The organism is Pseudomonas sp. EL_65y_Pfl1_R83 (assembly GCF_963970695.1).
Taxonomy (GTDB): domain Bacteria; phylum Pseudomonadota; class Gammaproteobacteria; order Pseudomonadales; family Pseudomonadaceae; genus Aquipseudomonas; species Aquipseudomonas tritici.
In genome coordinates this window covers 87436-111530 of the sequence record NZ_CAXAQI010000019.1, presented here as the reverse complement: position 1 = coordinate 111530, position 24095 = coordinate 87436, and the positions used below count along the sequence as shown (strand labels likewise).

Sequence of the window (24095 nt, the reverse complement as noted above, 5' to 3'; positions counted from 1 at the left end):
CTTTTGACCAGTGGCTGGCGAATTAGCCAACGTGTATTAACCTTTTTGCAGTTGGCGCCGATGGACTGAAGGCAACCAGGGAGTAGTCTGAATGCGCAATAACCAGCCTGTAACACAACGCGAGATTTCCCTCGCGCCGCAACAAAAACTCATCTCCGCCACGGATGTGCGCGGCGTCATCACTTACTGTAACGACGCCTTTGTCGAGATCAGCGGCTTTGAACGCGCCGACCTGATCGGCGCGCCGCAGAACATCGTACGTCACCCTGATGTGCCCCCCGCGGTTTTTGCGCACATGTGGAGCGCGCTCAAACAAGGCCAGCCGTGGATGGGCATCGTCAAGAATCGCTCGAAAAATGGTGACCACTATTGGGTCAACGCTTATGTCACGGCGATTTTTGAAGACAATAAGGTTGTCGGCTTCGAGTCAGTGCGGGTCAAGCCCAGCGACGACGAAATCCGCCGGGCCCAGGCCCTGTATCAGCGTATCAGCCGGGGCAAACCGGGCGTGCCACGCCAGGATGCCTGGCTGCCGGCCGCCGTCAGCTGCGTGCCTTACGTGGCAACCGGACTGGCTGGCAGCCTCGCTGGATTATTCCTCAGCGCACCGCTGGCCATTGCGGTGGCCGTCGCCGTCGCCGTGCCGGTCGGTATGCTTTGCTCACGCTGGCGCCAAGGCAGCACCTTGCGCCTGCTGCAAGGTGTCGAACCCTCGACTTCGGATGCGTTGATCGCGCAGATGTACAGCGACGCCCGGGGGCCACAGGCACGCTTGGAAACAGCGTTCCTCAGCCAGAGCGCGCGCCTGAAAACCTGCCTCACCCGCCTGCAGGACAGCGCTGAACAACTAAGTGCCCTGGCCGGGCAATCCGATCAGTTGGCCACTGCCAGTTCCAACGGCCTGGACCGCCAGCGTGTCGAAACCGAACAAGTCTCCGCCGCCGTCAACCAGATGGCCGCGACCACTCAAGAAGTCGCCAGCCACGTACAGCGCACTGCGGATGCCACCCAGCAAGCCAACGTGCTGACCGGACGCGGTCGTGAGGTGGCGCGGGATACCCGTGAAGCCATCGAGCGCCTGTCCACTGTCGTCGCCGAGACTGGCGTCACCGTGGCGCAATTGGCTCGGGACAGCGACGAAATCGGCAGCGTGGTGGATGTGATCAAAGGCATCGCCGACCAGACCAACCTGCTGGCGCTCAACGCGGCTATCGAAGCGGCCCGCGCGGGTGAAATGGGCCGCGGCTTTGCCGTAGTCGCCGACGAAGTGCGCCAACTGGCGCAACGCACCTCCCAATCCACCACCCAGATCCACGGGCTGATTACCCAGTTGCAGGTGTCCTCCAACAACGCCGTGAACAGCATGGCAAACGGTCAACGCCAAGCGCAGGAAGGCGTCGCTTGGGTGCTCGAAGCTGACCAGGCTCTGGTAGGCATCAGCGAAGCGGTGTCCCATATCACCGACATGACCACCCAGATCGCCGCCGCCACCGAAGAACAGAGCGCGGTCGCCGAGGAGATCAGCCGCAACATCACCACCATCGCCGAACTGGCTGACCAGACCTCGATACAAGCCCATCAATCCACAGACCTGAGCAAGGAGCTGACGAGTACCGCATCCACCCAATATGCGTTGGTTGAGCGGTTCAATCGCTGATCAGCAGTCATCCAGCACCCGTCATCGAAACGACGACGGGTGCACGCCGCAGATATTTTTCGACGAATTCAGCGCTATGTCCTAACCTTGCATAGCGCCTCGACGGATCATACCGTTGGTTGCTGAACTCATGGATGAGAGAAGGACCAGCCGTAGCGGAAACGGGTCGTTGTCCCCAGTGGTAGCACAGCTCGTTGTGTGCAGGGCGAAACTTGGCCTATCACCGCAATCCTCCCCTGAATGACCCCCTCCGCATTATGGCTTCGGCTTCGGCGAATAATCATTCCGACTCTCTCATTTAAAGGAATTTACCCATGAGCGATACACTAACGCCCGCCGCAGATGATCAACCCTTCGTACCCGATGGTCCCCCCCTGACCTCTCGCGGCGGCAGCCAATCCCCTCCGGATGACGAGTGGCTCAACCTTGAGCTGGAATATATCGACGACGACGGTAAAGTCAGGAAAGGCCATGCTTACTTTGTTGGTACCAATCCGACGTGGAGCTTCTACGACTACATCAGCGCAACCGCGTCCAACGGTCCGAAAGCCAAGTTCAAGAAAGTCTCCAACGATGGCAACTTCTTAGTCCTTGAGACTCAGGACGGCAACTATCTGTCCTGCCGAGCGGCCCCTCGCTGGTGGGTTTACCGCTCCTCGGCCTACCCGTTAGGCTGGGAGATTGTTGACGGGAAGTTGTACACCAACTATCACGACGGCGCCGTGGGTACAGTTCACCAGCGTAATGGTGCACCGGATGCCTATTACTTGCGCGTGAATGGTGGAAATACGCTGACAAACTGCAAATGGGTCAAGGCCGACAATTGACCGCTCTGTAGCCGGCAAAGGTGCCCGTTTACCGGTCACCTTTGCCGGCGTCAACGTTCCCCCTCACCGGGCCCCTGCCACCCCGTATGGGCGTGCGTGAGTTGACGCCTGACCACGCTCAGCTCGGAGGGAAAAGCGTTCTCCGGCCGCCCGCGAACCGCTGAAGAAATTGCTGTTTATGCTGACGGAATGGCTGATATGTTTCAGGCCTACGTAATCGCGCTACCCAGCAACTGGAGAGCCACGGCGTACTCTCCCTGGAACTGCCCGGTTTCAGCCAATCGCACTTGATGAGCGATCAACTGCCCCACCTGTTTGTCACCACTGACGACGCCGCCGGCGTACTGCTCGGCGGCCCAGCTCCAGACTTCCCTACCCGCCTCGACGACATGCCGCTGTCACCGGTACACCTGGTGCCGGTGGTGCTGATCACGGCTGCGGTTGGAGTATGTGCGTACCGGCGGGCGCGCGGCGCGGGAGGATCTGGTGGCACGGTTGCAGGCGGCAGGGGTTGGGCATGTCAGCAGCGTATATCGGGAGAGTGTGGTCTAGCCTCGTGAGCCGCCTGGGAGATCACCCGCTGATGAAAGCGGATGTTGAGTCGAGAATCTAAAGACGGGAGCGCCCGGCCCGATATTCCTCTTGCGTTATCTCATCGCCGAAGCGGAGCGCTTCATTAAACAGGCGATTGTCGTGAGGGACTGGCTGGCTACTTTCGGGATCGCCGAAAAACCGCACAAACACGCGTTTTGAACGATGATCCCAGCGAAACATGACTTCTTCGTAAGGATAGGCTACGAAGATATCTTCTGTTTCGAATCGTTTGCCTTTACTTAATCCCATTAAGGCTTCCTACCGTGGCGTAGTTTGTCATCTGGCTCGCCACCGAGCCCATGGAAATGCGCGCCGTTAAACTGCGCGTACGCCATTGCGATGCACGTGTATAGGTGAAATGGAATCACTGCGTCGACACGTGGGAACCTACCCGCCGACTCATCTGTAGTTTGGCAACATTGCACCGTCAACTGAGCCGCGCACTAGCCCCTCTACATATGAAACTGCTTCACGAGCCTATTCAATTCGACCGCGAGTTTGGTCAGTTCAGACGTTGCAATAGCGGTCTGACTTGAACCCTCTGAAGCTTGACTTGATAGATCTCGGATGCTGATCAGGCTGCGATCCACCTCCCTGGCAACCTGAGCCTGCTCTTCCGATGCAGTTGCGATCAAAACATTGCGCTCGGTGATATTATCGATAGAGTCGGTGATTTCCACCAAAGCAGTACCGGCGCCTTGAGCTGTGTCAAGCGTTCTCTGAGCTTGGGCGTTGGTGTGGGTCATTGCCGAAACAGCCGCTCCAGTGCCTTTCTGAATCGAGCTGATCATCTGTTCAATCTCACTGGTCGACTGCTGCGTACGATGAGCCAAAGCTCTTACTTCATCCGCCACTACCGCGAAGCCTCGACCTGCCTCACCGGCACGAGCAGCTTCGATAGCAGCGTTCAATGCAAGAAGATTGGTCTGCTCGGCGATAGCCCGTATCACATCCAGAACCTTGCTGATGTCGGTCGCCATCACGGCGAGCCCCTGTACTTCTTGGGAAGCGTCTTCAACATTTGCGACCATTAAGCTGATGGCCTGAACGGTTTCATCTACGCGTGAACGACCTGCCAATGCGGCGGAGTTGGATCGATTGGCTGCTTCGGAGGCTGCTGAGGCATTTCTAGCCACTTCCTCTACGGCTGCGCTCATCTCGGTGACCGCAGTAGCGGCCATCTCGACCTCGTTATTTTGGCGCAGCATGCCTTTATTAGCATCCTCAGTGACGGCATGCATTTCTTCAGAAGTAGACGCTAACTGGCTGGACGAATCAGATATCAAAGAAAGCGTATTTCGCAGCCCCTGTTGCATGGCCTTCAAAGCCTGCATGAGCCTGGCAACTTCGTCGCTTCCTTGCACCTCAATGACCTCGCTGAGATCGTTTTTGGCAATACGCTCAGCGATGGCCAGTGACTGGCTGACCGGGCTAGTCACGCTGCGGGTATACATCAGAGCGAGAGTAATGGCAGCCAATGTGCCGACCAAGATAAAGCACCCAACAATAATTTTGGCCTGATCGTAGATGAGAGTAGCTTCCTCGCCTGCTTTTTTAGCTTTGTTGGTGTTCAGTTCAATAAGTTTTTTTATATCCCGCTCCACAGTGTCTGCCGATTGCTTCATTGCTTCGTTAGACAATTTCACAGCGTCATCAAGACTGCCAGAAGAAATAAATGACAGGTATTGATCTTGTACTTTTTGGTAAGCGGAATAGCTTTGAGACAATTCACCGAAAACCTGTATCCCCATAGCGGTGACTATGTACGGCTCAAGCGTCGAAAGTGTTTCTTGGACGCTTGCGCGGGCTTTACTTACGTCCTCAAGTGCTTGAGTTTTACGATTTTCTGGCTCGACAGGATTACGCAACCGCGCGTTGCTACCTCTAATACTAATAAAATCCCGGTCAATCGTTCCCAGCAAAGAGATGCTAGGCACTACGTTGGTTTCTACGAACTTTTCAGAAGCGTTCAAACTTGCCATCTGGTTAAGGGCGATGAGCCCCAACGCAATAATCACTAGGCAAAATAACCCGAAGCACAGGGCCGAGCGGGGAGCGAGATTGAGCTTGCGCAGTAACATAGGAAAACCTCTCTTCGTTTTATCTCTCTCGACGCTTCTGAACAGACCTGAAGCGCCGCCCGTCGCCCAAATGAAAACAGTCCATAAACGCGAGCGTTCAAAGAAAAAAAACATGTATCTAAATGTTATTCTTGTTAGCTCAAAGCCGAAGGCTGACTCAGCTAAGTATGGTCTGAAGTAGCCGCCTATTTCATGTTTTTTGCTGCTGCGAGTGCCTCCTAGCAGCCATTTCCCCCATTACGGACGCACCTGTCCCACGCCGCAGAGTAAATGTCGACGCGCCATCCACAGGTTCGACAAGGCGAACAGCGTCACCAGCTGAGCAGTGTTTTTCACCAAGCCCCGGAAGCGCACTTTCGTGTAACCAAACTGGCGCTTGATCACCCGCAATGGATGCTCAACCTTGGCGCGAACCTGAGCCTTGGCTTTATCGATCTTGCGTATCGCTTTGTACAATACGCGGCGTTTGCCATGTTTTTTGTAGGTGCTGCGCCGGGCTGCAATCTGCCAGATCTCGTGGCGTCCCGCATGCTCTTCGCGCTTCTCGACACCGGTATAGGCTGCATCGGCGCAGACCACGTTCTCAGCACCGTGTAGCCGTTTGTCGACTTGGGTTATGTCCGCGACGTTGGCCGCAGTGACCGCCACGCTGTGCACCAGCCCTGACCCATCGTCGACACCAATGTGAGCTTTGGCACCGACTTAGTTTTTCAGCATGAGCGTTGGACGGCCGAAGGTTTGGAAAAAGCTGACGCGGTGACGTAGCGGAGCCTAAAAAGCACAGTCAGAACGTGTATTTCAATTTGCGATCCAGTGCCAGGCTGCCGCTGCCACGCACAGCGATGTACAGGGCGAGAAACGTCATCAGTACCGGGTATTCAATTCCCCGGTCGACCCACGGCCACGTTGGGCCGAGAGCGCAACTGATCCCTACCATTTCCAGAGCGACGATCAGAGCAACTGGTCGTACCCACAAGCCAACGGCGAGCATAAAAGCACCCAGGGTCTCCAGTAGCATGACAAGAAACGCAAGCTCGCTGGCGAACGGCAGCCCCAGGACGTTCTGCATAAGGTTGATGGAGCCTTCCATGGGATTTGCCATGGAGCCATGCGATATTCCTAACGCTTTCGGCAGGCCGTGAGTAAACAAAATAGCGCCGAAGGCCGCGCGCAAGACGGCATACATAACCGGCTCTCCCCGCGCATACAGGGGCGCTAGCGCTGGGAACAACAGGCGCTCCTGGCGGCTTACACTCTCAGTTAACAGCTGAACATCGTGTATTGATTTTTTCATATCCATACTCCTTAGAACCATTAAGCAAGCCCCGCCCCGATCAGATATAAATCCCGGTGGTTGCGAGGCGTTCTAGGGTTAGGCACTTAACGTCCCTGAGTTGGGGAACGCGTTTGCAGTGACCTTTTTAACCGACCTGGGGCCCAGCAAGTTGATCAGTTCACTGAGCGCAGGGTGGCAAAAGTGGCGCTCCATGGCCTGAGGCGACTCCCACAGGCCGGTCATAATCCAAAGGTCCTTTTTCGTATGACTTTGAAGCGCTTGATAAGTGATGCATCCAGGCGAGCCCAGGATGGTTGTCGCCAAGGATGACAAACGCGACTCGCACGACGATGACGCCTCGGTCTGCACGTGGACTTCAATAATGCTGATCGCTTCAGTCACAACGGTATTGCTCGATGACTCGCCCGTTTCAGTCAACATTTCGCTTCTCCGGATACCTGCGAGGCGCGACCACCGTCAGTCGTGCGCATGCTGGCGTAGACAATATGGCCTGCGTCGGCCAACGCGCTCGCGCACATCGCGCCGAACCCACTGGATGCTCCGGTGATCAGAATAACTTGGCTCATGACATGACTCCTTGGTTGACTTAGGCGAAACCGCCATTGCTGCGAAGCACGTGCGAATTGATCCAGCCGCCGTCCGGTCCTGCCAGGAAGGCCACCGCACTGGCGATGTCCTCTGGGGTTCCCAAGCGTTCCAGCGGCGCAAGGTTGGCGATCTGCGCTATTTGTTCCGGGCTCTTGCCCTCAAAGAACAAATCAGTACCGACGGGTCCGGGTGCAACGGCGTTGACTGTGATGCGACGACCTCGCAGCTCGTTGGCAAGCACGTGTATAAGTCCTTCAACGCCTGCCTTAGACGCGATGTAGGGACCGTAGGAGGGGAACGATTTGGCGATCACGCTGGTGGACAGCGCGATAATGCGACCGCCGTCATCGACATGTGCAGCCGCTTGACCCAGTACCAGAAACGCACCCCGCAGGTTGGTGGCAATGACTTTGTCGAAGTCAGCCAGACTGCTTTCTCTGATGGTCGCCATCGGCATAATGCCTGCGCTGTTGACCACGACATCAATCCTGCCGAAAGCCTCTTTGGCGGCCGTGAACAAGGCAGCTACGTCCTCCGGATTGCCGACGTCACCCTTGACTGCGATGGCTCTGCCGCCGACAGCCTGGATCGCTGCAACTGTTTCTTCTGCCTTTGCGGTGTTGTGAGCGAAGTTGACCACCACAGCAAAGCCGTCGGCGGCGAGGCGCATGGCGATGCATTGGCCGATGCCACGAGAGCCTCCGGTAACAAGGGCCGTTTTCAAACTATTGTCAGTCATACAGGACTCCTGATTTGCAAGTCAGTGGGCGACAGTGCCCTTGAGTCCTATGTTGCTTGTTTGCCAGAACTGGATAAATACAGCTAAATGGCCAATAAAATTCCACCAGGAACAACAATAGATGGATCGCTTCGATTCACTCCAGCTGTTCGCGCGTATCGTTGAGTTGAGCAGCTTCAGCCGCGCAGCGGCAGCGCTCGACATTCCACGTGCCACCGCGACTCACGCCATCAAAGAGCTGGAAAGCCGACTGGGGATTCGACTACTGGAACGCACCACTCGGCATGTGCGACCGACAGTCGACGGGCAGGCGTTCTACGAGCGATGTGTTTTCGTGCTGAGTGAACTGGACGATGCCGAGTCATCATTGCGCCACGTAGCGTCTAATCCGCAAGGATTGCTGCGCGTGGATATGCACGGTACTCATGCGACCAAGATTGTGCTGCCAAGGATTGATGAGTTTCGGGCGCGCTATCCAGGAATCGAATTGACAGCCAGTGGTGGTGATCGCTTGGTGGATCTCGTTCGGGAGGGGGTAGATTGCGTCGTGCGCGCAGGCACCCCCCAAGACTCGACTCTGGTAGCCAGGCCTCTTGCGGTAATGCCCCAGATCATTTGCGCGAGTCCTGAATACCTGACGCGTTTCGGCAGCCCTAAAAAACCTGAAGATTTGGCCGTGCATCAAACAGTAAAGTTCTTTTCGAGCAATGGCTCCTCGAATCTTCCTTTGGAATTGGTCCTCGGTGGCCAGATACGCCAGTTCACACTCAATGGCTGGATGGCAGTGAACGATGCTGAAAGCTACGTCGTATGTTCATTGCGTGGCTGCGGTCTGATTCAGGTGCCTCGTTACCACATTGAAGAGTATCTGGAAGCGGGGCGCCTGGTGGAAGTCTTGAGCGATTGGAAGAGCCCCGGCCTGACGGTTTCTGCCATGTACCCGCATCATCGGCACCTGTCGCCACGGGTACGCGTTTTCATTGACTGGCTGGGTGAGATCTACAGCGACATGTTTGGCACACTTCCAGCCAACTACTTGCAATCGACTTGAGACGCTGGGGTGTCCAGTCGCGATGAGTTTTGTGCGATGCCGGCATATGTTCGCTTTGGGGGCTGTAGGCGCCGCGCGAGCAACAGGTGGGTGGCGACCCGGCGATGGCCGTGCAGGATCTCGACGGCATGGGCGCTCACCCGGGCGTCAACGCTTTGCCGGACCAAGGCGCGTTGCTCCGCTATTGCAGCGGAATATACACATCTGTTTGCCATTGATCCTGCGGCGTCTCGGGGTAGGCGCTGAGGTAATGGAAAAACAGCGGCTGGTCACGAAGCTCCTCCCCACTGGCAGGAAGCCAATCGCGGTAAATGGGATAGATCGTTTCGCCGATGTGGTCCGGTGACCCCACGTGTCGCACCACGACGCAGCGACCGCCAGGAATGAGGAGCTCGTGCACGCCGAACGCATTCGCCGCCACAGCCTCGTGGATTTCGCCGCAGATTGCGAAGCGGAATGCTTGTGGGGGTGTCGTATCGGGGTTGTTAAAGGGAATGCCAAAGGTGCGACTCGACGCCACTGGCGACTGTCCGCTCTGTACACGCCACTCAATGAACCTGCGCACGCTCTCATTGACAAGCCCCGGTGGTCCGCAGTGCTCAAGCGCGGCCACCTTGACTTCAGGGAAATCTACAATTCGTATTTGCATGGTGATAGTCCTGGAAAAGTGAGGGATTGCGAATACCGTATTCCAGACTTGCCAGTTAGGTTCCTTCCTGAAAGCACTCGGCGTGGTACCGAACGCTCGCCTGAACGCCCTGCAGAACGCCTCGGGGCTTTCAAAACCTGCATCGAATGCGGCGCACAGCACCGAGTGATCAGCGAGGGCGACCAAGCGATGTGCTGCACGCCGCAGTCGCATCAGTTGCACATAACGTGAAACCGGCACGCCTACGAACGCACTGAATTGTCGATGGAAGTGAAACGTCGAAAAGTTCGCCACCTGGCTTAACGCCCTCACCGACAGGTCGCCTTCGAGATTGGCATCTATGTAGGCGAGTACGGCGTTGAAACGTTTTGTGTAAGCGAAATGGGTCGGCATGTCAGACACGGGAAAAAGCTCCTGGAAGTACGGCCGTCAATAGAGTCGACCATAGCGTCGTGAGCACGCCTAGCCGCATTTGCTAAAGACACGCTTTGGGTTTGCCGATGCGATCCTCTTCCAAGGCGATTTAAAGGGCGGGGCAGTTCAATAATGAGACGGATCGAGCGGGCGTACCGACGCAGTGGTGCCGTACGCCGAGGCTCAGTTAAAGCTGCCCAGGTAGGAAATCGCTGTCTGGATGCCCACATTGGCTGTTATGTTTCGAGCCTCACGAGCAAAGGGAAGTGTCATGGAACCGCCAGCAACCCACGCGGCACTGCTGATCATCGATATGCAGCAAGGCATGAACCAGCCGAAGCTGGGACGTCGCAACAACCTCGACGCCGAAGTGCAGATACAGCGTTTGTTGAGCGCATGGCGCCAATCCAACCGTCCTGTCGTCCACATCCGGCACATTTCCCGCTCACCCGGCTCGGTATTCTGGCCAGGCCAGCCGGGTTGTGAGTTCCAGCCCGCGCTCCAACCGCTGGCGCACGAGCCTGTGGTGGACAAGAACGTTCCGGATGCCTTCACCGCCACCGGCCTGGAGCGCTGGTTGCATGCACGCTCGATCCGGCAGTTGGTGATCGTCGGTGTGATCACCAACAACTCCGTTGAAGCCACGGCGCGCTCCGCCGGCAACCTGGGTTTTGATGTGAGCGTGGTGGCGGATGCTTGTTATACGTTTGATCAGACTGATTTATCCGGGCGGCTGTGGCCTGCGGAGGATGTACATGCGCTGTCGCTGAGTAACCTGGCGATGGACTATGCCAAGGTTGTGGACGCCTCCGTAGTCCTGGGCGGGCTATGAATAGTTGGCGCGTCGCTGGCTTATCATTTGGCGAGCAAAGGCGCGAATGTCACCGCGCTGTGTGCAATCGCCCGGCATGCCGATGTTGTGGCGCTCACCTGCTCGACCTTGGGTCCATCCATTGAAAGAATCGCACCCGATATTCAGGTACCGATTTTGAGGGCGGATGAAGCCTTGGCCGCTACGGCGGTTCGCCACGGCGGCAAGATCGTCGTGCTTTGCGCCATCGAGACAACCCTAGAACCCACCACACGGCTATTTCACAAGGCCGCTCAGCAATCAAACGCAGAGGTTGATGTGCAGCGGGTTCCGGGTGCATGGCATCAGTTCAAGGCGGGAGAGTACCAGGACGCAGGGCTTATTCCGGCCTGATGGACTGAAGGGTCACCTGCGACAGGAAGACGAAAATGCCCTTGTTCATCGATGACCTCGCCCTCTGATCCGAACACATGGACATCCCATGGCCGCGTCGCTGGGGCTCGACAGCTCCCACGGTCGCTCAACCTACCCCCACCTCCACCACCCCACCGTTCAAACGCACCGGCCAGACGCGCAGGCGCTGGTCTGGCGCCTCCAGGCATTGCCCGTCAGCCAGGCGGTAATGCTGCTTGTAGATCGGCGCAGCCACCACCAGCTCGCCTTTGATACTGCCAATCAACCCCCTACCGATCACATTCGCCCCCGATTCCGGGTCGTGGTTATCAATGGCATACAGCGTCTGGTCTTGCGCACCCGGCAGGTAGAACAACGCCACTTGCGCGCCGTCCAACCACACCACCACGCCGGAGTTGGTCACCAGGTCTTGCCTGTTGCACACGGTTTTCCAGATGGGCTGGCTCATCACGCAATCTCCTCGATGACCGGAATCAAGTTGAGTTCAGAGGCCATGATCGGCCGGCGCTGGCCGCGCTCCTGGACGAAGTGGATGTCCGGGTCCGGGCGTTTGTCGTTGACGAAGGTGCGGAAGCGCTTGAGTTTCTCCGGGTCCGCGAGCGCGTTGGACCACTCGCATTCGTAGCGGTCGACCACCCGTTGCATCTGCGCTTCGAGCTCGGCGCCCAGCCCCAGGCTGTCCTCAAGGATCACGTCCTTGAGGAAATCCAGGCCGCCCTCCAGGCTTTCGCGCCATACCGAAGTACGCTGCAACTTGTCGGCGGTGCGGATGTAGAACATCAGGAAGCGGTCGATGTAGCGGATCAGCGTGGCATCATCCAGGTCGGTGGCGAACAGCTCCGCATGGCGTGGGCGCATACCACCGTTGCCAGCGATGTAGAGGTTCCAGCCCTTCTCGGTGGCGATCACGCCGACGTCCTTGCTCTGGGCTTCAGCGCATTCTCGGGTGCAGCCAGACACCGCGAACTTGAGCTTGTGCGGCGAGCGCAGGCCTTTGTAGCGATCCTCGATCAGCAGCGCCATTTTCACGCTGTCCTGCACGCCGTAGCGGCACCAGGTGCTGCCCACGCAAGACTTCACCGTGCGCGTGGATTTGCCATAGGCATGCCCGGTCTCGAACCCCGCCGCGATCAGTTCGCCCCAGATGTCCGGCAGTTCATGCAGCTGCGCGCCAAACAGGTCGATGCGCTGGCCGCCGGTGATCTTGGTGTAGAGGTCGTATTTCTTCGCCACTTCGCCGATCACAATGAGTTTTTCTGCAGTGATCTCCCCCCCCGGAATGCGTGGTACCACCGAGTAGGTGCCGTTTTTCTGCATGTTGGCCATGAACGTATCGTTGGTGTCCTGCAACGGCACCAAGGATGCGTCCATGATCGGCTGGTTCCAGCACGATGCCAGGATCGAGCCGACTGCCGGCTTGCACACATCGCAACCGGTGTGGCCACGGCCGTGTTTGGCCAGCAGTTCGTCAAAGGTGATGATGCCGTCCACACGCACCAAGGCGTACAGTTCCTGCCGGGTGTAGGCGAAGTGTTCGCACAGGCTTTTGTCTACGCTGACGCCACGGGCGATCAGCTCATGCTCGAACACCTGCTTGAGCAACCCGGCGCAGCCGCCGCAACCGGTGCAGGCCTTGGTCTGGGCTTTAAGCAGGCCGAGGTCGCTGCAGCCGCCGTCAATGGCTGAGCAGATCGAACCTTTGGTCACGTTGTGGCAGGAGCACACGGTAGCCGACTCCGGCAACGCGCCGGGGCCCAGGGTGGGAGCGCCGCTGGACGATGGCAGGATCAGGCTGGCCGGCTCGGACGGCAACGTGATGCTGTTCTGCATGTATTGCAGCAAGGTGTCGTAGTAGCTGTTGTCGCCCACCAGTACAGCACCAATCACATGCTTGCCCGAAGCATCCACCACCAGGCGCCGGTAACTGGCGCTGGCTTCGTCGATAAACTGGTAGCTGCGCGCGCCGGGCGTGTGGGCATGGGCATCGCCGATGGAGCCCACGTCCACACCGAGCAACTTGAGTTTGGTCGACATGTCGGCGCCCACAAACGGCTCGGCGGTTTGCTCGCAGAGCAGCGCGGCAACGCCTCGGGCCATCTGGTAGCCCGGCGCGACGAGGCCGAACAGGCTGCCGTTCCAGGACGCGCACTCACCAATCGCGTAGATATTGGGGTCGATGCTCAGGCATTCATCGTTGATCACCACGCCGCCGCGCGGGCCGATTTCCAGGCCAGCCTGGCGAGCCAGCGCGTCTTGGGCACGGATGCCAGCGGAGAACACGATCACGTCGGTTTCCAGGAATTCGTCATTGGCGAAGTTCATGCGGTAGCGATACTCCACGCCCGCGCTGATCGACTGGGTTGCACGGGACAGGTGCACACCGACGCCCAGCCGCTCGATCTGCGCCTTGAGCGCGAGGCCGCCAAAATCATCGAGTTGCACCGGCATCAAGCGCGGCGCGAACTCCACTACATGCGCTTCAAGCCCCAGGCTTTTCAGCGCGTTAGCGGCTTCCAGACCGAGCAGGCCGCCCCCCACCACCACGCCGCGTCGCGCATTGGCGGCCGCCTTGCGAATCGCATCCAGATCCTCAAGCGTGCGATACACCAGCCGCGAATCGCCTTCAGCGCCTTCGATGGGCGGCACAAATGGATAGGAACCGGTGGCCAACACCAGCTTGTCATAGGCCACGCAGCCGTCGGCGGTGATCACCACGCAGCGGGCGCGGTCGATCTCCAGCACCGGCACGCCCAGGTGCAAGGTCACGCCTGGGGTCTGGTACAACGAAGCGTCGGACAATGCCAGCGACTCGGCATCACGGCCGGTGAAATATTCGGACAGGTGCACCCGGTCATAGGCGCGCACCGGCTCCTCGCTGAACACGTGCAAATGGTAGTGATCCAACGCGCCGCGTTCGATCAGTTGCGCCACACAGTGGTGACCGACCATGCCATTGCCGACGACGATCAGGGTTTTGAGACTGTTCATATAAATCACCCGACAAAGCTCATCACGGTTTAAAAAGCAAAAAAAAACGCCTGAAACCTTGCGGTTCCAGGCGTCTTTGCCTGTTCTTATGCGGGTTCGGATCGGGCGACTGCGCCGGACTCACCGCTATTGCCCAATGTTGTCGATCGTCGTTGACCGAGGTGGGTTGAGAGGGAGCTTGCAGGGTCTGTGCCAAACAGTCGGACAGCCTACTGCACCGGCCCCTGGCATCAGCCAACTGCGCCGAACACCTCGCTCAGCGCCTCTCACTGGTGCGCCACGCTTCATAAATGTGCACCCCGACCGATTTTGTATGAGCGGGCTTGTCGAATCGTCGCGCCGCCCGCTCACCACACGCCAGATGAAAAACCTGGCGCGTGACTTGCTAGGAATACTTCAACCAAGCAGTCAACGCTGATTGCTCTCTCACGACAAAGGCGCCGTGTAATCCCCGTTTTCAACGGAGGGTTACAAGGCGCCTTTTTTGTTTACGGGGTCACTGATGGCAAACCAAAACCTGCGCAGCGTGTGCCCTTATTGTGGCGTGGGCTGCGGCATCGTCATGCAGGTCGAGCACAACACAGTGGTCAAGGTGATCGGCGACAAGGCCCACCCCACCAACTTCGGCCGGCTGTGCACCAAGGGCACCACCTGCGGGCACGCCATCGCCGAGTCCGGCCGCATGGAAAGTGCCTACGTGCGCCAGGCGCGCGATCACGACCCGGTGCGCATTGCCATGGACAAGGCCATCAGCGAAACCGCCGCCCGCTTGCGTCACACCCTCGATACCCACGGGCCGGATGCGCTGGCTTTCTACGTGTCGGGCCAGATGTCGCTGGAATCCCAATACCTGATCAACAAATTGGCCAAGGGTTTCGTGCGCACCCCCAACATCGAATCCAACTCGCGCCTGTGCATGGCCAGCGCCGGCAGTGGCTACAAACTGTCGCTTGGCTCCGACGGGCCGCCGGGTTCCTACGAGGACTTCGACCGCGCCGACGTGTTCTTCGTGATCGGCGCGAACATGGCCGACTGTCACCCGATCCTGTTCCTGCGCATGATGGACCGGGTCAAGGCCGGCGCGAAGCTGATCGTGGTCGACCCCCGACGCAGTGCCACGGCGGACAAGGCCCACCTGTTCCTGCCGATAGAGCCCGGCACCGACCTCGCCTTGCTCAATGGCCTGTTGCACCTGCTGGTCAAGAACGGCCACACCGACCCTGCCTTTATCGCGGCCTTCACCGAGGGCTGGGAAGCCATGCCCGCGTTTCTGGAGGACTACTCGCCAGACCGGGTCGCCGCCATAACCGGCCTTGCCGAAGCCGATATCCGCCAAGCCGCCGGCTGGATCGGCCAGGCTGCCGAGTGGATGAGTTGCTGGACCATGGGCCTCAACCAGAGCACCCACGGCACCTGGAACACCAACGCCCTGTGCAACCTGCACCTGGCCACCGGTACCATCTGCCGCCCCGGCAGCGGACCGTTTTCCCTGACCGGGCAACCCAACGCCATGGGCGGGCGCGAAATGGGCTACATGGGCCCCGGCCTGCCAGGGCAGCGCTCGGTGCTGGTCGAGGCCGACCGCGCCTTTATCGAGGACCTGTGGCAGATCCCCCACGACAGCCTGCCGCGCCAGGCTGGCGGCGGCACCGTGGCGATGTTCGAGCAGATGGCGGCTGGGCAGATCAAAGCCTGCTGGATTATCTGCACCAACCCGGTGGCCAGCGTGCCCAACCGGCAAACGGTCATCAAAGGCCTGCAAACCGCCGAGCTGGTGATCACCCAGGACGCTTTCCTCGACACCGAGACCAACCGCTACGCCGACATCCTTTTGCCTGGCGCGCTGTGGGCCGAGGCCGAAGGGGTGATGATCAACTCCGAGCGCAACCTGACCCTGATGCAAAAGGCCGTCGAGCCCCCCGGCGAGGCCCTGCCCGACTGGCAGATCATCGCCAGGGTCGCCTGTGAGATGGGCTTCGCCGAGGCCTTCACCTACGCGTGCGCCGCCGACGTCTTTGAAGAGATCAAACGCGCCTGGAACCCCAAGACCGGCTATGACATTCGTGGCGCGAGCTACCCGCGCCTGCGTGACAAGCCGCTGCAATGGCCCTGCGCGTCAGACGATGCGGCAGACCGTAACCCGATCCGCTACGTGAAGGACGGCACGCTCATTTTCGCCACTGAAAACGGCAAAGCCCAGTTCCTCGCCCGTCCCCATATGCCGCCGGCGGAAATGCCGGATGAAGCGTTTCCCTTCGTGCTGAACACCGGCCGCGTGCAGCACCAATGGCACACGCTGACCAAGACCGGCAAGGTCGCCACGTTGAACAAACTCAACCCTGGCCCCTTCGTGGAACTACACCCCGAAGACGCCGCCCGCCTGGGTATCAAGGACAAGGACCGGGTTGAAATACGCTCACAGCGTGGCCGCGCCGTACTGCCTGCGGTAGTCACCGACCGTGTGCGGGCGGGCAACTGTTTTGCGCCGTTTCATTGGAACGATGTGTTTGGCGAAAACCTCGCGATCAACGCCGTGACCCATGACGCCGTGGACCCGATTTCCCTTCAGCCGGCGTTCAAGTTCTGCGCCGTCGCCCTGGCCCGGGTCGAACTGATCGACCACCTGTTTCTGGACGTCCACACTCCCAGACCAGACGACAGCACCTTGTCGCGCCTTAACGCCTTCGCCGACATCGTCGGCATCCGTCATCTATCGCCGCCGCCACTGAGCGACAGTGAGCGCACTTACCTCGCCGGCTTCCTCAGTGGCCTGCAATCCAGCGCCGCGGGCCAGACTGGCGGTGTACCGACGATGCCGGCGAATGCGCCATTGGCAAGGGAATCCAGGCTGTGGCTGGACGGCCTGCTTGGCGGTTTGTTCAGCCGTACAGACGCCATCGCAGCGCCCTCCCCGGCAGTCACGCTGCTGTGGGCGTCGCAAACCGGCAACGCCGAAGCCTTGGCCGAGCGTTTTGCCAAACGCCTGCGCGACGCTGGGATCACGGTGGAACTGAGCGCGATGGCGGACTTCCCCGCGAGCAAACTGGCGAGCACTCACACCCTCGCGCTGATCAGCAGCACCTTTGGCGACGGCGACCCACCGGACAACGGCGAAAGTTTCTGGCACAGCTTAAGCACCGCCGAAATACGCCTGGAATCCCTGCGCTTTGCGGTGCTGGCCCTGGGCGATCCCAATTACGACCAGTTCTGCAACCACGGCAAGCAACTCGACCAGCGCTTGCTGGAATTGGGCGCCACCCGCCTGCTGGAGCGTGTCGACTGCGACACCGAATTCGAGGAACGCGCCGATGCCTGGCTGGTGCGGTTCCAACACACCCTAAACCCGGCAAAGCCCATTGCGCCGGCCACGCCAGCCGGTAAAACCAAGCTGTACGGGTCACGGCTGCTGCTCAACCGGCACCTGAACCCCCACAGCGCCCAAAAGGAAACCCGCCAGTTTGCCCTGGACCTGGCTGACTCCGGGCTCACCTATGAAGCCGGTGATGCCCTCGGAGTAAGGCCGCGCAATTGCCCTGAACTGGTCAGCGAACTGCTCGACCTCATCCGCCTGAGTGCGAGCACGTGCGTGAACATCGACACCTTCGGTGATGTGCCGCTGCAACAGGCGCTCACCCAGCACTTCGAAATCGCCCGGCCGAGCAGCGACACCTTGGCCTTCATCGCCGAGCGCAGCGCCAACCCAGGCCTCAAACACTTGCTCAACCCCGAGCACAAGGCCGAACTGAATGACTGGCTGTGGGGCCGGCAACTGGCGGACGTGCTGCAGGCATACCCTATCGATTGCGCCGCGGACGAACTGCTGGGCACCCTCAAGCGCCTGCAGCCACGCTTGTATTCGATTGCCTCGAGTGCCAAGGCCTACCCGCAGGAAGTGCACCTCACAGTGGCCGCCGTGCGCTATGGCAAGCGCAAAGGCGTGTCCTCGACCTTCCTCGCCGACCGCGCGGGCGACGCTGAGGTGCCGTTGTTCGTGCAGCCGTCCAAACACTTCCGTACACCCAGCGATGGCGACGTGCCGATGATCATGATCGGGCCTGGCACCGGCGTCGCGCCGTTCCGCGCGTTTTTACAGGAACGCCGCGCCTTGGGGCATCAGGGCCGCAATTGGCTGTTTTTTGGCGAACAGCACGCGGCCAGCGATTTCTACTATCAGGACGAACTGCAGGGCATGCAACGCGACGGCATGCTCACTCACTTGAGCCTGGCGTTCTCCCGCGACCAGCCGCAGAAGGTCTACGTGCAGGACCGCATCCGCGAACAGGGCGCCGAGCTCTGGCGATGGCTGCAGGACGGCGCCAAGCTGTACATCTGCGGCGACGCCAGCCATATGGCCAAAGACGTCGACCAGGCGCTGCGTCAGGTCGCGCAAACCCACGGCGGGCTTGGCGTGGAAGCCGCCGTGGATTACTGGCGGCAGTTGAGTGAACAGAAGCGTTATCTGCGTGATGTGTATTGATTGGATACAGAACAATAAGCAGTTTGTATTGTGTACAAAAAACCCTAAAGTTTTATCGCAGAAGGGCCGAAACATCAGTGATAGCAAATCGCCGTGCTTGCGTGATGGAGAACGATGATTTGGCAACCCTCTACGCTGATGGTCGTCTCGATGAAAATAAAAAATAAGTTGGTGCTGGCATTCGTCTCTGTCGCGTTTATACCGGTAAGCCTGGTGGCTGTGATCTCGGTCATGAACACGCGGACCCAGGCGGTGGATCAGTTTATCGACGGCAGCACCCGGGAAATCCGTCAGATCGATGGCAATATCCGCCAGTTCTTCGACGGCACCCTGCAGAACGTCGATCAAATGGCCACCGATCCTGTATACACATCAGTTAACACGCTGAAAAACTACCAGCCCGCCGACGCGGCCAGCCAGCCCATGCCAGCCGAGGCACAAGCCGTCATCGACCGATTCGCACGCTTTGGCGCCACGCACCCAGCGGCGGCGATCCTGTCCATCGGCCTGGAAGATGGCACCTATGCCAAATGGCCGGATGACCCGCAACTGTCCAAGTACGACCCGCGCACGCGCCCCTGGTACAAAGCGGCCATGGCCAGCCCCGGCAAGACCGTCCGTACGCCCGCCTACTATTACGACAAAGACGACGTGGCGTTGGTCGGCACCGCACGGGCGCTGTTGGATAACGGCAAAGCCAAGGGCGTGTTTGTGGTCAGCGTCTCATTGAAAAACCTCACCGAGCTGGTCAAGAGCATCAAGCTGGGTGAAAGCGGCTACGTGATGCTGATCGAAGACGGCGTGGTGCTGGTGGACCCGCGCGACGCCGCCCACAGTTTCAAACCGCTCAAAGACCTTGGCGCCGCCTATGCGCAACTCGCCGACACACCGCAAGGCTCCACCGAAGTGGAAATCGACGGCGTGCGCTACATGGCCAACGTGTGGACTTCCCCCAGCCTTGGCTGGCGCTACATCGGGCTGATCGAGCAGCGTGAAGTCATGGCTGAAGCCACCCGCATGACCTACCTCACCGCGATCATCGTCGGCGTGCTGGTACTGATCTTCGGATTAATTGCAGCCGCGTTCTCCAAGGTCATCGTCAAGCCCATTGGCCAGGTCAGCACGGGCTTGCAGTCCATCGCCGAGGGTGAAGGTGACTTGCGCCACGAACTGCAGGTGCAGGGCAAGGATGAAACCGCCGAACTGGCCGGTTGGTTCAACAAGTTTCTCGCAGCGATTCGCCAACTGATCCAGCATATCGGCGCGGCTTCGGCCAATCTGCAGAACGCCTCCAAGGTCAACAGCGAGGTCGCGCACAACATGAACGAGGCGGCGGGCCGGCAACGTGAGGCGGTTGAATTGGTGTCCACCGCGTTCAACGAAATGGTTGCCACCGCCAACGAAGTCGCGCGCTCATGCAGCGGCGCAGCGGAGTCCGCCGAAAACGGGCACCGTCGCGTGGCCGAGGGCAAGCAGCAGATCGAGGTCACTACCGATAACGTCAACCGCTTGGGCCGCCGTCTCACCGAATCGTCCCAGGCCATGATTGAACTGGAGGCCGGCAGTCGCAGCATCAACCAGATCCTCGGCACCATTCGCGCGATTGCCGAACAGACCAACCTCTTGGCGCTCAACGCTGCCATCGAAGCCGCCCGCGCCGGTGATCAAGGCCGTGGCTTTGCCGTGGTGGCCGATGAAGTGCGCGCACTGGCCAAGCGCACGTCAGACTCCACCGGCGAAATCGAGCAACTGCTTGGCACCCTGGAAAACAAGACCCAGGAGGTCACGCAAAAGATGGGCAGTTGCCTGGACCTGTCGCGGGCCAGCGTGTCTTCCATCGAAAGCGCGCGGGACAGCTTCGAAGGCATTCAACTGTCAGTGAACGAAATCCGCGACCAGAACCTGCAGATCTCCGCCGCCGCCGAGGAACAACACAGCGTGGCAGAAGAGATCAATCGGCATATCCAGCAGATCTACGACGAGGCACGACTGGTGGAAAGCCTGGCCAACTCGGCGCAGGACGATTCGGGGCGGTTGTCCAACCTTTCGGATGAGTTGAATGGGTTGGTGGGACGGTTCAAGTCTTAGGACCCGTGTGCTTCGGTTGTACCTGCGAACGCAATTTCAGCAGCGGCGCCGATCAAATGTGGGAGCTGTCGAGCCCCGACGAGGCTGCGAAGGCGGCGGTATTGCCAACCTAACGATCGCCTGACACACCGCTTTCGCAGCCTCGCTAAAGCTCGACAGCTCCCACAGGATATCTGCTTTGGATTTCGCCTATACCGGCGAACACCAGCAGAACTACGCTCGCTGTAAAACCATCCAGCTCAGAAAGGCCTGAAGTCGGGCTGAGAATTTTTCGCCGTCGGCACTCGGGTTTCGGGCTTCAAACAGGAAGAACGCCACGTTAACCATCATTGTCGGATGCCCCTGGACGAACAGCGCAACGTGCTCTTCGAGTGTCTGCGGCCACGTCGCCGCATCCTGCGAACGCAATACATGGGTCGCCCTGATCAGCTTGCGTGACGCTTCGCGCTGCCAGCGAAGTCGCTCCCGCTCGGAGTCGGCGTCTGCGATGCGTGCGAGGTAGGCGGTCAATACCGGTTCAAAGTCACGGTTCATGGCCAAGGCAATGTCCACCGAAGGCCGAAACCGCTCAATGTGCAGCGCAAGGTCCTCACCCCACACGCAACGGCAATGGTGCTTGAGCCAGAAGCCCCAGCTCTTGCGGTTTTCCGCCGCCACTCCTGCGACAGAGCGGTGCAGGCCTCCTCAAGCAATGGCTGAAACTCGCTCTGCACGGACGTTTCGAGGACGGTGAGGATGAAACCTTCGGCGTCGACCCCTTTAAAATGCGCTGCACTCACGGGCGATGCACCTCAATCACCAACCCCTCCTCCTCACTCGGCACACAGAAGTGGCGTGTGATCAGGTCAAACTCGGCATCCGTCGCCGCAAAATCGTGCTCACCGTGCGCATTACGCGCATGCAGTCGAGCGCGGCAGGTGTCGTCGTCCAGTTCCAGGTAGTGCAAGCAGTGTGGCACCCCGGCGGCCTGCGCCAGTCCCAGCAGCCACTGGCGGTTAGCCAACGTGTTAGCCGGAAAATCCAGCACCACGTTGACGCCCGACTCCAGCAAACCTACCACCAGCGGCCCCAACACCCCGCGGATGCGTTGGGCGCAGCGCAGGTAATCCTCCACCGACAAAATTTCGCCGGGATACAACTGTGCAAGCCACGGGTCCTCGCTTAACCGCATCGCCGCGTGTTCAGCGCTGAGGGTGCTGGCGAGCGTTGATTTGCCCGACGCTATCTTGCCGCATAGCAGATGCAGGGTTGGCATGAGTAAAGGATCCCTTTTTTAAACTGAACGTCGCTTGAAAGGCTTATAAAACGCCCAAGCTGCCACATTCTTGTCCTTGGACTCCAGCATGATGTCGAAACGATCGAAAAACTGCAGCGCGTAGTCGTTGGTCCGGCGGTTCCACATGTGTGCGCTGTGGGCATACAGGTCGCGCTTGTAAGCCACCTTCAACAGTGCGTCCACTTCCAGCGTGTGCTCGGCGTCGAAACCGAGCCCCTGCAAGACTTCCTGGGGCTGGGAGTAATGCAGGCTAGGCCGCACGCCCTGTGCCGAATGGTGCGAAAAACATCTCGACACCAATCCCTAGTGAACTTTCTGATAAACGAAAAGCTCCTCTGCTATGCGAAGTCACCGCGCCCTGACGCCAGGAGCGCTGAACAATAAGGAGCCGCTACCCCCATGACTACCCTCCCCGCCTACTACGCGACAAGACCTGGCCCGCTGCATTCGATAGTGCTCGCCGGCAGCGTGCCGCTGTTTCTGGGTGCACTGCTCAGCGACATTGCCTACGGCCAGACCTACCAGATTCAGTGGGCCAACTTCGCGTCCTGGCTGATTGCCGGCGCGCTGGTGTTCAGTGGATTTGCGCTGTTGTTCGCGCTGATCAATCTATTGCGCGCCGAGCGTAAATCCGGGCGACCAGCCGCGTATTTCCTGCTGTTGTTAGCCGCCTGGGTAGTGGGCCTGGTCAATGCCTTTCAGCATGCCAAGGATGCGTACGCCATGATGCCCACGGGCTTGGTGCTGTCGGCGATTGTCACGCTGCTGGCATTCGTCGCAACGTGGATCGGCCTGACTAACCTGCGCTCGGGAGCTGCCCAATGAAAACGTCCAGCACGCTGACCCTATTAAGCGCTGCGCTGTTGCTGACCGCATGCGGTGGCGAAGGCGACAAGACCCAGGCCCGCGGCCCAGACCCCAAGTTGCCGGAACAGCAAAGCAGCCTGTTACCCAGCATGAAGATTGCCGAGCCCGTGCCTTGGGGCGAGCAGAAACCCAAGGTACCGGACGGCTACAGCATCTCCGCTATCGCCACTGACCTGGCCATCCCACGCCAGACCCTGGTGCTGCCCAACGGCGACATCCTGGTCGCCGAAGGCCGTGGCGGCAGCGCGGCCAAGCTCAAGCCCAAGGATGTGATCGCCAGCCTGATCAAGGCCGAAGGCAACACCAAGGTCAAGGGCGGCAACCGCCTGACCCTGCTACGCGACGCCGACGGTGACGGCACCTACGAACTCAAGACCGTGTTCGCCGATAACCTGAACGCGCCGTACGGCTTGGCCTTCGCCGACGGCAAGCTGTATGTGGCCAACCAGGATGCGCTGGTGCGCTTCGACTACACCGACGGCCAGACCAAAGCCAGCGGCGCGCCCATCAACGTCACCAACCTGCCGGCGCAGATCAACCACCACTGGACCAAATCCCTGGCCGTGAGTGCTGACGGTCGCCAGCTCTACGTGGGTATCGGCTCCAACAGCAACGTGACCGAACGCGGCATGGAAGTGGAGATCGACCGCGCGATGGTCTGGCAGATCGATGCCGCCACCGGCGCGCACAAACCTTACGCGACAGGCCTGCGCAACCCGACGGCGCTGACTATTCAGCCGGACACCGGGCAACTGTGGACGGTGGTCAACGAACGCGACGAACTCGGCCCGGACCTGGTGCCGGACTACCTCACCTCGGTGCGTGAAGGCGCGTTCTACGGCTGGCCCTACAGCTATTGGGGCCAGAACGTCGACCCACGGGCACAGCCACAGAACCCGGCCAAAGTTGCCGCCGCGATCAAGCCGGATTACAGCCTCGGCTCCCATGTGGCGGCGCTGGGCGTGGACTTTTCCATCGCGCAAATGGGTGAGAAGTTTGCCGATGGCGTATTTGTTGGCGAGCACGGCAGTTGGAACCGCGACAACCCGGTGGGCTACAAGGTGATCTTCGTGCCCTTCAGCAACGGCAAGCCTTCTGGTGAACCCATCGACTTTGCGACCGGTTTTCGCGGTGACGACGGCAAAACCCGCGGCCGGCCGGTGGGTGTGACGGTGGACCCGAAAGGCGCGCTGATCATTGCCGATGATTTGGCCAATACTGTGTGGCGAGTGACACGTAACCCCTAGCCGTGCACGACAGGGGCGGATAACGCCCCT

The 24095-nt window shown here is 59.5% G+C and carries 21 protein-coding genes and 7 pseudogenes; 13 read left to right on the top strand and 15 right to left on the bottom strand.

The window, feature by feature from the left end; translation table 11 throughout:
* Nucleotides 1-91: 91 nt before the first annotated feature.
* The 5 genes and pseudogenes from AACY08_RS30665 to AACY08_RS23630 form a co-directional block, all read left to right on the top strand.
* Nucleotides 92-373: pseudogene (locus AACY08_RS30665) on the top strand (PAS domain-containing protein); the annotation flags it as partial.
* A 249-nt stretch (nt 374-622) separates the two neighbouring features.
* Nucleotides 623-1657, top strand: coding sequence for a methyl-accepting chemotaxis protein (locus AACY08_RS23645; RefSeq protein WP_445261438.1), 1035 nt, complete (start codon nt 623-625; stop codon nt 1655-1657).
* 314 nt (nt 1658-1971) lie between these two features.
* Entirely contained in the window at nt 1972-2484 is a 513-nt protein-coding gene (locus AACY08_RS23640; protein ID WP_339471635.1) for a hypothetical protein, read from the top strand.
* A gap of 108 nt (nt 2485-2592) precedes the next feature.
* Nucleotides 2593-2775, top strand: coding sequence for a hypothetical protein (locus AACY08_RS23635; protein WP_445261439.1), 183 nt, complete (start codon nt 2593-2595; stop codon nt 2773-2775).
* Nucleotides 2709-3036, top strand: a pseudogene (locus tag AACY08_RS23630) (suppressor of fused domain protein); the annotation flags it as partial. The gene AACY08_RS23635 and the pseudogene AACY08_RS23630, both read left to right, overlap by 67 nt.
* Nucleotides 3037-3093: 57 nt before the next feature.
* On the opposite strand, the gene AACY08_RS23625 reads toward AACY08_RS23630, so the two are convergent.
* The 8 genes and pseudogenes from AACY08_RS23625 to AACY08_RS23595 form a co-directional block, all read right to left on the bottom strand.
* On the bottom strand, nt 3094-3327 hold the full coding sequence (locus AACY08_RS23625; protein WP_339471634.1) for a hypothetical protein: 234 nt from the start codon (nt 3325-3327) through the stop codon (nt 3094-3096).
* Nucleotides 3328-3530: 203 nt separating this feature from the next.
* Nucleotides 3531-4259, bottom strand: coding sequence for a methyl-accepting chemotaxis protein (locus AACY08_RS30660; RefSeq protein ID WP_445262041.1), 729 nt, complete (start codon nt 4257-4259; stop codon nt 3531-3533).
* A gap of 129 nt (nt 4260-4388) precedes the next feature.
* Nucleotides 4389-5159, bottom strand: a pseudogene (locus tag AACY08_RS30655) (MCP four helix bundle domain-containing protein); the annotation flags it as partial.
* A gap of 237 nt (nt 5160-5396) precedes the next feature.
* Nucleotides 5397-5858 (bottom strand): annotated as a pseudogene (locus tag AACY08_RS23615) (transposase); the annotation flags it as partial.
* Between the two features lie 85 nt (nt 5859-5943).
* Nucleotides 5944-6453: a DoxX family protein gene (locus AACY08_RS23610; RefSeq protein WP_339471633.1), complete on the bottom strand. Its 510-nt coding sequence runs from the start codon at nt 6451-6453 to the stop codon at nt 5944-5946.
* Between the two features lie 78 nt (nt 6454-6531).
* Nucleotides 6532-6876, bottom strand: a complete 345-nt coding sequence (locus tag AACY08_RS23605) for an antibiotic biosynthesis monooxygenase (RefSeq protein ID WP_339471632.1) — start codon at nt 6874-6876, stop codon at nt 6532-6534.
* Nucleotides 6870-7022 (bottom strand): hypothetical protein, encoded by a 153-nt coding sequence (locus AACY08_RS23600; RefSeq protein WP_339471631.1) that lies wholly within the window; start codon nt 7020-7022, stop codon nt 6870-6872. The genes AACY08_RS23605 and AACY08_RS23600 overlap by 7 nt, the downstream gene beginning before the upstream one ends.
* Nucleotides 7023-7042: 20 nt before the next feature.
* Nucleotides 7043-7783: an SDR family oxidoreductase gene (locus AACY08_RS23595; protein ID WP_339471630.1), complete on the bottom strand. Its 741-nt coding sequence runs from the start codon at nt 7781-7783 to the stop codon at nt 7043-7045.
* A gap of 121 nt (nt 7784-7904) precedes the next feature.
* Between AACY08_RS23595 and AACY08_RS23590 the strand changes: the two genes are divergently transcribed.
* Entirely contained in the window at nt 7905-8834 is a 930-nt protein-coding gene (locus AACY08_RS23590; protein WP_339427561.1) for a LysR family transcriptional regulator, read from the top strand.
* On the opposite strand, the pseudogene AACY08_RS23585 reads toward AACY08_RS23590, so the two are convergent.
* Both AACY08_RS23585 and AACY08_RS23580 read right to left on the bottom strand, forming a co-directional pair.
* A pseudogene (locus AACY08_RS23585) lies at nt 8833-9004 on the bottom strand (IS21 family transposase); the annotation flags it as partial. The gene AACY08_RS23590 and the pseudogene AACY08_RS23585 overlap by 2 nt on opposite strands.
* Nucleotides 9005-9015: 11 nt before the next feature.
* Nucleotides 9016-9885: an AraC family transcriptional regulator gene (locus tag AACY08_RS23580; RefSeq protein WP_339471629.1), complete on the bottom strand. Its 870-nt coding sequence runs from the start codon at nt 9883-9885 to the stop codon at nt 9016-9018.
* Nucleotides 9886-10168: 283 nt separating this feature from the next.
* Here AACY08_RS23580 and AACY08_RS23575 point away from each other — a divergent pair, with 283 nt between their 5' ends.
* Both AACY08_RS23575 and AACY08_RS23570 read left to right on the top strand, forming a co-directional pair.
* Nucleotides 10169-10729, top strand: coding sequence for a cysteine hydrolase family protein (locus tag AACY08_RS23575; protein WP_339471628.1), 561 nt, complete (start codon nt 10169-10171; stop codon nt 10727-10729).
* Nucleotides 10730-10756: 27 nt separating this feature from the next.
* A complete protein-coding gene (locus tag AACY08_RS23570; RefSeq protein ID WP_339471627.1) occupies nt 10757-11101 on the top strand; it encodes a hypothetical protein in 345 nt (114 codons plus the stop codon).
* 127 nt (nt 11102-11228) lie between these two features.
* Here AACY08_RS23570 and nirD read toward each other — a convergent pair whose 3' ends face one another.
* Complete coding sequence (gene nirD, locus AACY08_RS23565; RefSeq protein WP_339436571.1) at nt 11229-11570, bottom strand: nitrite reductase small subunit NirD; 342 nt, start codon at nt 11568-11570, stop codon at nt 11229-11231.
* Entirely contained in the window at nt 11570-14110 is a 2541-nt protein-coding gene (gene nirB / locus AACY08_RS23560; protein WP_339471626.1) for a nitrite reductase large subunit NirB, read from the bottom strand. Before nirB ends, nirD begins: the two co-directional genes overlap by 1 nt.
* A gap of 502 nt (nt 14111-14612) precedes the next feature.
* On the opposite strand from nirB, the gene AACY08_RS23555 reads away from it, so the two are divergent.
* The 3 genes and pseudogenes from AACY08_RS23555 (at nt 14613) to AACY08_RS30645 (ending at nt 20675) form a co-directional block, all read left to right on the top strand.
* Nucleotides 14613-18587: a bifunctional nitrate reductase/sulfite reductase flavoprotein subunit alpha gene (locus AACY08_RS23555; protein ID WP_339471625.1), complete on the top strand. Its 3975-nt coding sequence runs from the start codon at nt 14613-14615 to the stop codon at nt 18585-18587.
* 114 nt (nt 18588-18701) lie between these two features.
* A pseudogene (locus AACY08_RS30650) lies at nt 18702-19820 on the top strand (cache domain-containing protein); the annotation flags it as partial.
* An 87-nt stretch (nt 19821-19907) separates the two neighbouring features.
* The gene (locus AACY08_RS30645) at nt 19908-20675 is read left to right on the top strand and encodes a methyl-accepting chemotaxis protein (protein WP_445261440.1); all 768 of its coding nucleotides are present in this window, start codon (nt 19908-19910) and stop codon (nt 20673-20675) included.
* 213 nt (nt 20676-20888) lie between these two features.
* Here the strand turns inward: AACY08_RS30645 and AACY08_RS23545 are convergent, their stop codons facing one another.
* The 3 genes and pseudogenes from AACY08_RS23545 to AACY08_RS23535 form a co-directional block, all read right to left on the bottom strand.
* Entirely contained in the window at nt 20889-21332 is a 444-nt protein-coding gene (locus tag AACY08_RS23545) for a hypothetical protein (RefSeq protein ID WP_445261436.1), read from the bottom strand.
* A 118-nt stretch (nt 21333-21450) separates the two neighbouring features.
* On the bottom strand, nt 21451-21930 hold the full coding sequence (locus tag AACY08_RS23540; RefSeq protein WP_339471621.1) for an AAA family ATPase: 480 nt from the start codon (nt 21928-21930) through the stop codon (nt 21451-21453).
* 18 nt (nt 21931-21948) lie between these two features.
* Nucleotides 21949-22224, bottom strand: a pseudogene (locus AACY08_RS23535) (UV damage endonuclease UvsE); the annotation flags it as partial.
* Nucleotides 22225-22350: 126 nt separating this feature from the next.
* On the opposite strand from AACY08_RS23535, the gene AACY08_RS23530 reads away from it, so the two are divergent.
* A complete protein-coding gene (locus tag AACY08_RS23530) occupies nt 22351-22776 on the top strand; it encodes a DUF2231 domain-containing protein (protein ID WP_339471620.1) in 426 nt (141 codons plus the stop codon).
* Nucleotides 22773-24065 carry a PQQ-dependent sugar dehydrogenase gene (locus AACY08_RS23525; RefSeq protein ID WP_339471619.1) on the top strand — a complete coding sequence of 431 codons (1293 nt, stop codon included), beginning with the start codon at nt 22773-22775 and terminating at the stop codon, nt 24063-24065. Before AACY08_RS23530 ends, AACY08_RS23525 begins: the two co-directional genes overlap by 4 nt.
* Nucleotides 24066-24095: the final 30 nt, after the last annotated feature.

Coding starts and splice junctions, on each gene's coding strand:
- AACY08_RS23595 (WP_339471630.1), bottom strand. CDS start 7,783: ATGACTGACAATAGTTTGAAAACGGCCCTTGTTACCGGAGGCTCTCGT.
- AACY08_RS23575 (WP_339471628.1), top strand. CDS start 10,169: ATGGAACCGCCAGCAACCCACGCGGCACTGCTGATCATCGATATGCAG.
- AACY08_RS23600 (WP_339471631.1), bottom strand. CDS start 7,022: ATGAGCCAAGTTATTCTGATCACCGGAGCATCCAGTGGGTTCGGCGCG.
- AACY08_RS23640 (WP_339471635.1), top strand. CDS start 1,972: ATGAGCGATACACTAACGCCCGCCGCAGATGATCAACCCTTCGTACCC.
- AACY08_RS23590 (WP_339427561.1), top strand. CDS start 7,905: ATGGATCGCTTCGATTCACTCCAGCTGTTCGCGCGTATCGTTGAGTTG.
- nirD (WP_339436571.1), bottom strand. CDS start 11,570: ATGAGCCAGCCCATCTGGAAAACCGTGTGCAACAGGCAAGACCTGGTG.
- AACY08_RS30645 (WP_445261440.1), top strand. CDS start 19,908: ATGAACGAGGCGGCGGGCCGGCAACGTGAGGCGGTTGAATTGGTGTCC.
- AACY08_RS23605 (WP_339471632.1), bottom strand. CDS start 6,876: ATGTTGACTGAAACGGGCGAGTCATCGAGCAATACCGTTGTGACTGAA.
- AACY08_RS30660 (WP_445262041.1), bottom strand. CDS start 4,259: ATGGCCGCTACTGCGGTCACCGAGATGAGCGCAGCCGTAGAGGAAGTG.
- nirB (WP_339471626.1), bottom strand. CDS start 14,110: ATGAACAGTCTCAAAACCCTGATCGTCGTCGGCAATGGCATGGTCGGT.
- AACY08_RS23625 (WP_339471634.1), bottom strand. CDS start 3,327: ATGGGATTAAGTAAAGGCAAACGATTCGAAACAGAAGATATCTTCGTA.
- AACY08_RS23530 (WP_339471620.1), top strand. CDS start 22,351: ATGACTACCCTCCCCGCCTACTACGCGACAAGACCTGGCCCGCTGCAT.
- AACY08_RS23525 (WP_339471619.1), top strand. CDS start 22,773: ATGAAAACGTCCAGCACGCTGACCCTATTAAGCGCTGCGCTGTTGCTG.
- AACY08_RS23610 (WP_339471633.1), bottom strand. CDS start 6,453: ATGAAAAAATCAATACACGATGTTCAGCTGTTAACTGAGAGTGTAAGC.
- AACY08_RS23540 (WP_339471621.1), bottom strand. CDS start 21,930: ATGCCAACCCTGCATCTGCTATGCGGCAAGATAGCGTCGGGCAAATCA.
- AACY08_RS23555 (WP_339471625.1), top strand. CDS start 14,613: ATGGCAAACCAAAACCTGCGCAGCGTGTGCCCTTATTGTGGCGTGGGC.